8 protein-coding genes are annotated in these 11,953 nt (G+C 46.4%); 5 read left to right on the top strand and 3 right to left on the bottom strand.

Going from position 1 to position 11,953, the window contains the following annotated elements; all coding sequences use genetic code 11:
• Window positions 1-18: 18 nt before the first annotated feature.
• A complete protein-coding gene (gene gltX, locus BMZ72_RS24100; RefSeq protein ID WP_089812243.1) occupies window positions 19-1,551 on the top strand; it encodes a glutamate--tRNA ligase in 1,533 nt (510 codons plus the stop codon).
• Between the two features lie 79 nt (window positions 1,552-1,630).
• On the opposite strand, the gene BMZ72_RS24095 is transcribed toward gltX, so the two are convergent.
• A complete protein-coding gene (locus BMZ72_RS24095) occupies window positions 1,631-3,298 on the bottom strand; it encodes a glutamine--tRNA ligase/YqeY domain fusion protein (protein ID WP_089812242.1) in 1,668 nt (555 codons plus the stop codon).
• Window positions 3,299-3,427: 129 nt separating this feature from the next.
• Here BMZ72_RS24095 and BMZ72_RS24090 point away from each other — a divergent pair, with 129 nt between their 5' ends.
• The 4 genes from BMZ72_RS24090 (at window position 3,428) to fumC (ending at window position 7,518) form a co-directional block, all read left to right on the top strand.
• Window positions 3,428-3,847, top strand: a complete 420-nt coding sequence (locus tag BMZ72_RS24090) for a cobalamin B12-binding domain-containing protein (RefSeq protein WP_089812241.1) — start codon at window positions 3,428-3,430, stop codon at window positions 3,845-3,847.
• A gap of 82 nt (window positions 3,848-3,929) precedes the next feature.
• Entirely contained in the window at window positions 3,930-4,724 is a 795-nt protein-coding gene (locus BMZ72_RS24085) for a porin family protein (protein ID WP_089812240.1), read from the top strand.
• A gap of 481 nt (window positions 4,725-5,205) precedes the next feature.
• Window positions 5,206-5,982: an enoyl-CoA hydratase/isomerase family protein gene (locus tag BMZ72_RS24080; RefSeq protein WP_089812239.1), complete on the top strand. Its 777-nt coding sequence runs from the start codon at window positions 5,206-5,208 to the stop codon at window positions 5,980-5,982.
• Between the two features lie 135 nt (window positions 5,983-6,117).
• On the top strand, window positions 6,118-7,518 hold the full coding sequence (fumC, locus tag BMZ72_RS24075) for a class II fumarate hydratase (RefSeq protein WP_089812238.1): 1,401 nt from the start codon (window positions 6,118-6,120) through the stop codon (window positions 7,516-7,518).
• An 82-nt stretch (window positions 7,519-7,600) separates the two neighbouring features.
• On the opposite strand, the gene BMZ72_RS24070 is transcribed toward fumC, so the two are convergent.
• Together BMZ72_RS24070 and BMZ72_RS24065 are read right to left on the bottom strand one after the other, a co-directional pair.
• A complete protein-coding gene (locus tag BMZ72_RS24070; protein ID WP_177222918.1) occupies window positions 7,601-8,608 on the bottom strand; it encodes a sulfite exporter TauE/SafE family protein in 1,008 nt (335 codons plus the stop codon).
• Between the two features lie 206 nt (window positions 8,609-8,814).
• The gene (locus BMZ72_RS24065) at window positions 8,815-11,691 is read right to left on the bottom strand and encodes a TonB-dependent receptor (protein ID WP_089812237.1); all 2,877 of its coding nucleotides are present in this window, start codon (window positions 11,689-11,691) and stop codon (window positions 8,815-8,817) included.
• Window positions 11,692-11,953 lie beyond the last annotated feature (262 nt).

The following is an 11,953-nucleotide window of genomic DNA, read 5'->3' as shown; positions in this document are numbered from 1 at the left end:
TTTCTTTACCTTTGCGGCATGCAACATCAGAAAGTAAGGGTACGCTTTGCGCCCAGTCCAACAGGTGGCCTGCACCTCGGAGGTGTACGCACGGTTTTATTCAACTATTTATTTGCAAAGCAGCACAATGGTGAATTTGTGCTTCGTATAGAAGATACTGACCAGACCCGCTATGTGCCGGGCGCGGAAGAATATATCATAGAATGCCTGCGCTGGTGTGGTCTGAATGCGGATGAAGGTCCTCATGTAGGTGGCCCTTACGCCCCTTACCGCCAGAGTGAGCGTAAAGCCCAGTACCGTCAGTATGCAGAACAGCTGGTTGCAGCTGGTCATGCCTATTATGCGTTTGATACGCCGGAAGAGCTGGAAGAAATGCGTACCAGACTGAAGACGGAACAAAACCCTTCTCCTCAGTATAATGCTGCTGCGCGTCAGCAGATGCGTAACTCTATCAGTCTGCCGGCGGAAGAAACAGCAGCACTGCTGGAACGCGGTACACCGCACGTGATCCGTATTAAAATGCCGCAGGGTGAAGAAGTTGGTTTTACCGACATGATCCGCGGTCACGTACAATTTAATACCAGCACTGTTGATGATAAAGTCCTGCTGAAAGCAGATGGTATGCCTACCTATCACCTCGCTGTGGTAGTAGATGATTACCTTATGAAGATTACACACGCATTCCGTGGTGAAGAATGGCTGCCTTCAGCGCCTGTACACCTCCTGCTGTGGAAATACCTGGGTTGGGAAGCACAGATGCCTGACTGGGCACACCTGCCGCTGATCCTGAAACCTGATGGTAACGGTAAACTAAGCAAGCGTGATGGCGACCGTCTGGGATTCCCGGTATATGCAATGAACTGGGCTGATCCTAAGTCAGGTGAAATGACCACCGGTTTCCGTGAGAAAGGTTTCCTGCCGGAAGCATTTGTGAATATGCTGGCCATGCTGGGCTGGAACGATGGTACTGGTCAGGAGATATTTTCAATGGACGAGCTGATCGCCCGTTTCTCCCTGGACCGTGTACATAAAGCAGGTGCCAAATTCGATTTCGAAAAGGCAAAATGGTTTAACCACCAGTACCTCCTGCATGCAGACAATAACCGTCTGGCAGAACTGTTTATGCCGGTACTGAAAGAAAAGAATGTCAATGCATCTCCTGAATATGTAGCAACGATCGCTGGTCTCGTAAAAGAGCGTTGTGATTTTGTGAATGATATCTGGGATCATGCCTTCTTCTTCTTCCAGGCGCCTGAAACATTCGATGTGGCGGCTGTGAAACCCAAATGGAATGCTGATAAGACACAGTTCTTCCGTGACTGGGCTTCCATTGTGGAAGGATTGTCTGATTTCTCCGCTACTTCAATGGAAGAAAGCTTCAAAACCCTGGCTGGTTCTATGAATATTAAACCAGGAGAATTGCAGCTGCCATTCCGTATTATGCTGTGTGGTGGTAAGTTCGGTCCGCCGGTATTCAATATCGCAGAGACCCTTGGCAAACATGAGACGATCGTAAGGATCATGAGAGGACTGGATGCGATCAATGCATAAATGACTTTTAATATTATCAGATAAAAGAAAAAGGAGAGGTAGCTACCTCTCCTTTTTCTTTTATCTGATAATGTCTGAATTATCCTTTCTTGGCTTCTTTTGCCCAGGCATCTTTCAGGGTCACTGTACGGTTGAACACTACTTTATCAGGAGTGCTGTCCGCATCAGCGGCGAAATAGCCTTTGCGCAGGAACTGGAAGCGATCGCCTGGTTTAGCATTCAGCAGACTAGGTTCGATATACGCTTTGGAAATAACCTGCAGGGAATCAGGATTGATATAAGATTTGAAATCACCTTCTTCGTTACCTGGATCTTCCACTTTAAACAGGCGGTCGTACAGTCTTACTTCAGCTGTAGCTGCATGCGCTGCACTTACCCAGTGAATGGTTCCTTTTACTGTCAGACCGCTGGTATCGCCGCCGCTTTTGCTTTCCGGCAGGTAGGTGGCATAGATAGTCGTGATATTGCCATCTGCATCTTTTTCAAAGCTTTCGCCCTTAATGATGTAGGCGTTTTTCAGTCGTACCGCCAGACCAGGACCCAGACGGAAGAACTTCTTAGGTGGTTCTTCCATGAAATCTTCACGCTCGATGTACAGTGTATTGCTGAAAGGCAGAATACGTGTACCGGAGTTTGGATCTTCCGGGTTGTTTTCAGCGGTCATTTCTTCTACCTGACCTTCAGGATAGTTGGTGATCACCAGTTTAACAGGATCCAGTACAGCGAATACGCGGTTTGCTGTCTTGTTCAGTTCCTCACGGATACAGAACTCCAGCAGACTTACATCGATCATATTATCACGTTTCTGGATACCGATACGTTCACAGAAAGCGCGGATACTTGCAGGCGTATAACCACGACGGCGCAGACCACTGATCGTTGGCATACGGGGGTCATCCCATCCGGTGACGTGTTTTTCGTTTACCAGCTGTAACAGCTTACGTTTGCTCATTACCGTGTAGGTAAGGTTCAGACGGGCAAACTCATACTGGCGGGATGGGAATATTTCCAGTTGCTCGATGAACCAGTTGTACAGCGGGCGGTGTGGAATGAATTCCAGGGTACAGATGGAGTGGGTGATCGTTTCGATGCTGTCACTCTGTCCGTGGGCAAAGTCATACATGGGATAGATACACCAGCTGTCACCGGTACGGTGGTGATGGGCATGTTTGATACGATAGATGATCGGGTCACGCATGTGCATGTTCGGAGAAGCCAGGTCTCCTTTTGCGCGTAATACCTTTTCACCGTCCTTGAATTCTCCTGCACGCATACGGGCGAAGAGGTCAAGGTTTTCTTCTACGCTGCGGTTGCGGTAGGTGGTGCCTTTACCGGGTTCGGTTGGCGTACCTTTGGAAGCCGCGATTTCTTCAGCGGTAGAATCATCTACGTAAGCCAGTCCTTTATTGATCAGTTTTACTGCGAAGTTGTATATCTGTTCGAAATAATCTGAAGCATACAGTTCCTGCGCCCATTGGAAGCCCAGCCATTGTATGTCGGCCTTAATGGAATCCACATATTCAGTATCCTCCGTAACGGGATTGGTATCGTCAAAGCGGAGGTTGGTTTTACCGTTGTACTTCTGGGCGATGCCGAAGTTGAGGCAGATGGATTTAGCGTGACCAATGTGCAGATAGCCATTTGGTTCCGGTGGGAAGCGTGTAAGCACCCTGCCGTCATTGACGCCGTTGGCAATGTCCTCTTCTATGATCTGTTCCAGAAAATTGAGGGTCCTTTCTTCACTCATAAGGTTTAATATATTTCGGACGGCAAAGGTAGTAAAAAGTCCACAGACCCCTACAGATAGTAAGGTATGCAATGATACGGCGGTAGACAGTCCAAAAAACCTATATTTACAAACTTAACAAAATCAATTATGGTCAACCCCCTGCAACGTCCTGTGCGCGTGCTGGTGGCCAAGGTTGGTCTTGACGGCCATGACCGCGGAGCGAAAGTGATCGCGGCAGCCCTGAGAGACGCCGGTATGGAAGTGATTTATACCGGTTTGCGTCAGACGCCTGAAATGGTGGTCAGCGCAGCCCTTCAGGAGGATGTGGACGCCATTGGCGTAAGTATCCTCTCCGGCGCACACATGACGGTTTTTCCACGTATTATGACCCTTATGAAAGAAAAAGGGATGGATGATGTATTGCTCACCGGCGGCGGCATCATACCGGAAACGGATATGTCCCGGCTCAATGAACTAGGTGTCGGAAAGCTATTTCCTCCCGGTACCCGTACCGAAGATATTGCGACCTATATCACCGATTGGGTGGCCACACACAGGGATTTTTAAAAAAAGTCTGTTTTTTTGAAACCTTTGCCGTGTCCGGTCGTCTTTGCTGTATACTTAACCCGATTTAAACAGACTGATTTCTATGACACGTAAGCTTTACTTTATTCCACTGCTGCTGCTTTCCATGGCGCAGTTACCCGCGTTTTCCCAGGAAAATACAGACTCCACCCGGAAAGTGATCGAAGAAGTGACCATCACCCGTACCTACGAAAAATCAAAACGTAGTTATACCACCTGGGGAGGTGATGGCCCCTTGTTATCATTTGGACGTGATATCCGGGAATCGGGTAATCATGTACGCAGTGTGCCCCGCTTTACTTTCTTTTTCAATGTCGGGAGTAATTACAACTACGACTTCGGACGGAATGTGGGTATTTTCACAGGACTCAATCTGAAAAACATCGGTTTGATCACCAAAGATGATAAGGACTCTGTAAAGCTGAAACGCCGTGTGTATACACTGGGAGTTCCTCTGGGGATAAAGATCGGGGATCTGAAAAGAGGCTTTTTCTTCTTTGCCGGCGGTGCATATGATCTGGCATTCAACTACAAGGAGAAAAAGTTCATTAATGGCGACAAAAAGGAGAAATTCAATGAATGGTTCAGTGACCGTACACCACTGCTGATGCCATCGCTCTTTGCCGGTATCAGAGTGCATCAGGGCTTCGGACTGAAAGTACAGTACTACCCTAACAATTTCTTTAACAAGGAATACAAGGAAACCGGTAACAGTAGCGGTAGTACCTATCCTTATCAGAACCTTGACGCCAAACTGTTTTTCGTAACGCTCAGTTATGACTTCCACGGGCATAATATTCACAAACACGTGAAGGAAAAAACAGTGCGTTATCAGCGGAAATATGAAAAGAACTTCTGATATCCCAATACCTCTACACGATAAGTTGGAGGGTAATATTATCGGTTTTTCATCTTTGAATATCGTATATTAGGAATGACGGGTGACTGAGAATGTGCAGTCAACTATCCGTCATTCCTTTTTTATCGTAATCCTGTGCTCCTGTACTATCTTCACATTCCGTAATAATCCTTTTGCTCTTCTTTCGATGCCGTTTAGATAATGCTTATCCTACGTTAATCCTACGTTCATGAACGTAAGATTAACGTAGGATAAGCATTACCTAAACGGCATCTGAAACAACATAAATAAGTCTGTTCTGCTTCCTGAGAGGTGTGTTTTGACCCAATTATTCTCTTTTTTACTACTAATTGTCTGATGTTAAAATAATATCACAATTTTTTCCTGGAAAATGCTGCCGGACTACAGCAAACCTTGATTGTCAGTGTGTCGTAACCAAGTTTAAAACCTTAAATTAGCCATCTAACAAAACCCGGATCTCATGTATCATACCATCAAAACAGAACTCAGGGATAATACACTCTTTATCTACATTAACCGCCCAGATAAGCTGAACGCCCTGAATCAGCAGGTAATGTCAGAACTGGCCCTGGCGATCGATGAAGTATATTCCAATAAAGATATCCGCAGTGCCGTGATCACTGGTGAGGGAGAGAAAGCGTTTGTGGCAGGGGCTGATATTTCGGAATTCCTGGAACTGTCTGATCAGCAGGGTGCAGAGCTGGCCAAGAAAGGACATGTGGTTTTTAAGCATATAGAAGATTGCCCTAAGCCTGTGATAGCGGCCGTAAATGGCTTCGCCCTGGGCGGAGGTTGTGAACTGGCTATGGCCTGTCATTTCAGAATAGCATCTACCAATGCGAAATTCGGTCAGCCGGAAGTGAACCTGGGACTGATTCCCGGTTATGGTGGTACCCAACGCCTGACCACACTTATCGGAAAAGGTAAAGCCCTGGAGCTCATGATGACCGGTGATATGATCAAAGCCGACGAAGCCCTGCAATGGGGACTGGTAAACTATGTGGTAGCGCCCGCTGATCTCCTGCCGAAAGCCACTGAATTATTACAGAAAATACATACTAAAGCCCCGCTGGCTATTGCCCGGGTGATCAAATGCGCCAATGCCGCCCAGAACTATGAGGTTGATGGTTTTGAAATAGAACTGAATGAATTCGGCGCCTGCTTCGCAACCAAAGACATGCAGGAAGGCGCATCCGCCTTTGTACAGAAAAGACCGGCGGTATTTACCGGGGAGTAGCGGAACCTGGGGAAACCAGGGAGTCAAAAACCTGACTTAGCAGTAGTGTCAAGGCATTACAGTTGTTTTAATTCCCGATTTGTAATTGATAATTCATAATTGATATGTACGTTTGTACCGCAAAAAATCAAGCATATGGAATATAGAATAGAGAAAGACACGATGGGCGAAGTGAAAGTACCTGTAGATGCTTACTATGGTGCTCAAACTCAACGTTCTATCGACAATTTCAGGATTGCGCAGGATATTAACAAAATGCCAAAGGAAATTATCCAGGCATTTGCTTACCTGAAAAAAGCGGCCGCGCTGACCAACCTGGATGCGGGTGTACTGTCTCAGGAGAAAACAAATTTGATTGCACAGGCTTGTGATGAGATCCTGGCTGGTAAACTGGATGATCAGTTCCCGCTGGTAGTATGGCAGACTGGTTCCGGTACACAGTCCAACATGAACGTGAATGAGGTGGTTGCTTATCGTGCACACGTGATCAACGGTGGTCTGCTGACTGATAAAGAGAAAGCTGTGCACCCGAATGACGACGTGAACAAGTCACAGTCATCCAACGATACTTTCCCTACTGCTATGCACATTGCTGCATATAAAATGCTGATCGAGACCACTATTCCTGGTATCGAAAAGCTGAGAGATACACTGGCAGAAAAAGCGGAAGCTTTTAAACATATCGTGAAAATCGGCCGTACCCACTTCATGGATGCGACGCCACTCACACTCGGACAGGAAATCAGCGGTTACGTTTCTCAGCTGAATCATGGTCTGAAAGCTATCAAAAATACACTGGAACACCTGAGCGAACTGGCACTGGGTGGAACAGCCGTAGGTACCGGTATCAACACACCAAAAGGTTATTCTGAGAACGTAGCTAAACACATCGCTAACCTGACCGGCCTGCCATTCATCACTGCTGAAAACAAATTCGAGGCACTGGCTGCACACGATGCGATCGTAGAAGCTCACGGCGCACTGAAAACTGTTGCAGTTAGTCTGATGAAGATCGCGAACGATATCCGTATGCTGAGCTCCGGCCCACGCTCCGGTATCGGTGAACTCCACATCCCTGACAACGAACCAGGTTCTTCCATCATGCCAGGTAAAGTTAACCCTACACAGTGTGAAGCGCTGACAATGATCGCTGCACAGGTACTGGGTAACGATGTGACTATCAACATCGGTGGCGCTACAGGTCACTTCGAACTGAACGTGTTCAAACCTGTAATGATCTATAACTTCCTGCACTCTGCACGTCTGATCGGCGATGGTTGTGTAAGCTTTAATGATAAATGCGCAGTAGGTATCGCTCCTATTGAAGCAAATATCAAAAAGCACGTAGACAACTCCCTGATGCTGGTAACCGCTCTCAATACAAAAATCGGTTATTACAAAGCAGCTGAGATCGCGCAGACAGCTCACAAAGAAGGTACTACCCTGAAAGAAATGGCGGTGAAACTGGGCTATGTAAAACCAGAAGAATTCGACGCATGGGTTAATCCGATCGACATGGTGGGTGATATCAAATAAAATATCACAAACGATATACAATAACAAAGGGGTATCTATACGAATAGATACCCCTTTGTTTTAACCGGTAATCCGGTTTATGTTAGTGTAAGAGTGTAATGATAATTGTGCGGAGGCTCAACAGGATGATCAATGTACCTACCATGATCATCAGCGGCTTACGTTTGATCTTTCTTACCAGTACCGCTGCAAATGGAGAGGCGATCACACCACCGATGATCAGACCGATAATAACCGGCCAGCCGGCAATTGCCCCAAAGATAAGAAATGTGCCTGCACTGGAAAGTGATATGAAAAATTCAGCCGCATTTACCGAACCAATCGTATAATGAGCCGAACGACCCTTGCTCAGCAAGGTAGATGTGACGATCGGGCCCCATCCGCCGCCACCAAAAGAATCCATAAAGCCGCCAAAGAACGCCAGTGAACCCAGGCGTCTGGTCTTGCTCTTCGCTTTTTTAGGCAGAAACGCCTTTCTCAGTACGATCGCACCTAATATCAGCAGATAAGCACTGATGAAAGGTTTTACATTTTCTTCCGTGAAATAGGAAAGAAAAGGTACCGCCGAAGAAATCGCATTCATATTAGAGATCAGGAAAGACCCGGCAATAGACCCGATAATACCAGGTACCAGCAGATAGAGGAACAGCTTCTTATTCACATTCCCAAAACGAAAATGCGATATACCGGAAGCGCCTGTAGTAAATACCTCCGCTACGTGTACACTTGCACTGGCAACAGAAGGAGGAATGCCCAGACCCAGCAGTAAAGACGATGAGGTTGCGCCATAAGCCATACCCAGTGCACCATCTACTGTCTGTGCCGCCAAACCTACAAGAATATAGAACAGCAGCTCTCTGGTGAAAAGAGACTGCGTAAACTCGTAAACCCGCGTATGCGTGGCCGCTGAAGTGCCATAGTAGGTCAGAACGCCTATTCCTGCCAATACAGCCACTGCAATAAGTCCTATCAGCAGCCATAAGAACGGCCTGTGACGGTTTTCCTCATTGACAAGGTCTATTAACAATTCCTGACGTTCCACGGTAGCATACTTTTTTTCAAGTTGGTCTATCTCCTCGTTGTGCGACATGTATTACTTCAGTTATATAGTCTATAGATATGATAGACTAAGGTATGTTTAAATCATCGGATATCCAAATGCAGGAGATTAAAATGTGATGAAGATTATTAAAAAGAACGACCGGTGGAAATAGAAAAACTATCCATAGTGGCTAAAAAAACACCCGCCGGACAAACAACGCTGCCGGCGGGTGACATTTATTTTTCTGTAATAATTTATTTCTTCGTGAAAGGCAGATCGTATGTGATCGCTACATAATAGAGGCCTTTGATGGTCGGCCCACCCACATACTGGAAATAAGAAGTGTTGAAGATATTGGATCCGCCTACTTTCACAGAAGTATGCAGTTTAGGTAAGCCGTAGGTCACCTGTGCATCCACCGTGCTGTAAGCTGGTACGTCTCCGTTACCAAACAGGTTCTGCCAATAGAACTTATCCTGCCAGTGCCATACTACGTTGAAACCCAGGTTACGCGCTACCTGTCTGTTACCGAAGCTGACATTGGTAAACCATTTTGGTGTATTGAAACCAGGGATCAATGCATCGTCTTTGGTTTTATCCTGTGCCAGGGTATTGTAGTTGGCGTTACCACTGATGGTAAAGCTCTTCAGGAAGTTATAGGTAACACCCACTGCGAAACCATAGTTCTGTACAGTAGACTTACTGTTGGTCCATACCCTGTAGCGGTTCTGGAACTGTTTATCATACATCTGGTTGAGTACCTCCTGGGTTGGATTATTTACATCACCCGTTTGAGGAACCGCTACTTCCACCTGTCCGATGAAGTGATTGTAGGTATTGAAATAACCGTCGATATCTACAAATACTTTGTTATCAAACAGTACGCTTTTGTAACCTACTTCAAATGACTGGATCTGTTCTGGTTTGATAGGGTCAAGGTTCGCTACTTTCAGCACTTTCGCATTCTGTACCTCCGCATCTGCACGACTCAGGGTAGGATCGGCGTTGGTTGCTTTATTTACCGCAGTCGTAAAGGCAGTTGCACTGGAAGTCAGATAGGAATTCTTGAAATATCCCAGTCCTTCTTCGATGAATGCCAGTCCGCCTACACGTCTTACACCACCATTGTTCACAAAAGAATAAGCTTCAAACAGAGAAGGGAAGCGGAAGCCATTCTGCCAGGAAGCACGGAAGTTATGACGTTGGTTCTGTGTAGTATACACTGCTGCTACACGGGGATTGAACTTACCGGAGAACTCCTGGCTTTTATCGTAACGAAGAGAAGCGGTTACTTTCAGCTGATCACGCAGGAATAACTTGCTACCCTGTACGAAACCACCCACTTTTCCATACCAGATGTTTTTGCCACCAGGTGTATTACGTTTATCCAGTGGTTTGGTCAGGTCAACAAAGTTGTTGCCATCAGGAATGATCTCATAGGTACGATAGTCTGCGCCTACCAGTACATCCATGAAATGCACATACTTACGCAGGTTCCAGGTACCTTCTGCATGATAAAAATGGCTCATCTGCAATAAAGCAGCACCACCGCTTTTGTTGGTACTATCTTTTGATACCGGGTAAATATCCCAGTCATTGATGCCTTTTATCTTGGCTAACTGTGCATCAAAAGCTGCAGTACCAGGTGTCCAGCGACCTTTATCAGCTGCTGCACGTGCTGCTCTGTGGGCTTCGGCCACATTGCTGCCGGTGGCGTCGAGCGCCGCATTGAGGGCATTTTTGTAGTCAGCCTGCCATTGTTTGTCGGTCTTGAAAGATTTCTCCAGGTTATCCGCCAGCGGGTTCATATTGTATGAATCACCGGTGTTTTCCAGGGACATATAAGAACGGAAAGTGAAGTCCTCTCCGACTAATTCCACTTTATGATTCTGTACGACTACATTTTTCAGACCGATACGGTTACCACGCTGGAAGAAACCATCCATTTTACCAATACGGTAGGTATAGGAAGCTTCAAGCTTTGGCGTGATCTTGTAATGCAGTGCACCATCAAATTTGATGTTCTTTACCTTGTAATCACCCACCAGGTCTTTCTCCCAGTAACCCGTACGGGAAACATTATAGGATTTACCGTTTTTGTCGGTGATAGGGAATGTACTCTGGTCAGCATATTTATTCCAGGCATCATTGGCCGTATTATCAGCACCTACCAGTTGTGGAAAGTCCGGATTGGCTTTGGTGCCCGGATTGAAGTCATTATGACTGTCCGCATACCAGTCAGTACCTTCCATATAAGAGAAGTTCACTTTGAACGCGAATTTCTTGCTCAGGGCCTGTGCGTAACGGAAGGAACTTTCAGTGATCGGTTTAGGAGAACTACCCTTGCCATCAAAATGGTTGAAAGCTACTTTCTGGTATACGCTGATCCCCTGATACTGGAAAGGATTTTTGGTGATCAGGTTGGACATACCGTTCAGCGCGTTCATACCGTACAGGGCAGAGGAAGCGCCGGGAGTTACCTCAATGCTCTGGATATCCAATTCAGTGGGGCCGATGGCATTACCCAGCGGCACACCCAGTGTTGCTGCCTGGTTATCTACCCCATCGATCAACTGCATGAAACGGAAGTTATTAGGCACGTTGAAACCACGTGTATTGAAGACTTTGAAAGTCAGACCGGCAGTGGTCATCTGAACACCTTTCAGGTTACCGATCGCGTCATAGAAGGAGGCCGCGGGCGTTTCCTTCAGGGCTCTTACATCAAGCTTTTCGATGGCAACAGGGGATTTCAGTAATTTTTCCTGTTGGCGGGAGGCAGATACTACCACTTCATTTACCAGGAGAGACTGGGTAACCAGCTGTATCTGTAAACGGCTATTGCTGTTTTTTACGTCGAATTCCTGTGGCTGATAACCCAGGAGACGTATCTGCAGTTTAAGCGGGAACCGGGTATTAGCGGTTATTTCAAACCGTCCGGAACTGTCGGTTGTAGCGCCAAAGGAAGTTCCCCTGATCTGAACAGTAGCGCCTGGTAAGGGTTCCCCTTTATCACCGGCGATCTTGCCAGCAAGGATATAAGAGCCGTTCAGCTGTGCCTGGGCCAGTACAGGCATTAATAACACGAGCAGCCATAGGTATGCAATACGAATAGTGCGTCTTTTTGCGGACATAACTATAGTTTATATATGAATTGGTCTTGTGAAATAAAATATTGGGGGCTTACCCCTATGGATTCATTGGGGCAAAGTGCTGCATAGCGCTCAACAACATCGTAAAGAAGTGTGCATCGTTTAGTTTATTGGTGGTGAATACTACTTTTAGCTTTAATATATCTATTAGTCTATCGGAATTGTAGACAAATGTAATACGGCATTTCAAGTTTTCAAAGAAAACGTTGAAAAAAAAGCGGTCCGCCATTGGCAGACCGCTTTT

This window comes from Chitinophaga sp. YR627 (assembly GCF_900114995.1).
In the GTDB taxonomy this organism is placed as follows: domain Bacteria; phylum Bacteroidota; class Bacteroidia; order Chitinophagales; family Chitinophagaceae; genus Chitinophaga.
The sequence above is the reverse complement of the archived record's forward strand: the minus strand, read 5'-3'. Positions and strand labels throughout refer to the sequence as shown.

Bases quoted from the DNA above. Each gene is read 5' to 3' on its own strand.
- gltX (WP_089812243.1), top strand. From the start codon at position 19: ATGCAACATCAGAAAGTAAGGGTACGCTTTGCGCCCAGTCCAACAGGT.
- BMZ72_RS24095 (WP_089812242.1), bottom strand. From the start codon at position 3,298: ATGAGTGAAGAAAGGACCCTCAATTTTCTGGAACAGATCATAGAAGAG.
- BMZ72_RS24090 (WP_089812241.1), top strand. From the start codon at position 3,428: ATGGTCAACCCCCTGCAACGTCCTGTGCGCGTGCTGGTGGCCAAGGTT.
- BMZ72_RS24085 (WP_089812240.1), top strand. From the start codon at position 3,930: ATGACACGTAAGCTTTACTTTATTCCACTGCTGCTGCTTTCCATGGCG.
- BMZ72_RS24080 (WP_089812239.1), top strand. From the start codon at position 5,206: ATGTATCATACCATCAAAACAGAACTCAGGGATAATACACTCTTTATC.
- fumC (WP_089812238.1), top strand. From the start codon at position 6,118: ATGGAATATAGAATAGAGAAAGACACGATGGGCGAAGTGAAAGTACCT.
- BMZ72_RS24070 (WP_177222918.1), bottom strand. From the start codon at position 8,608: ATGTCGCACAACGAGGAGATAGACCAACTTGAAAAAAAGTATGCTACC.
- BMZ72_RS24065 (WP_089812237.1), bottom strand. From the start codon at position 11,691: ATGTCCGCAAAAAGACGCACTATTCGTATTGCATACCTATGGCTGCTC.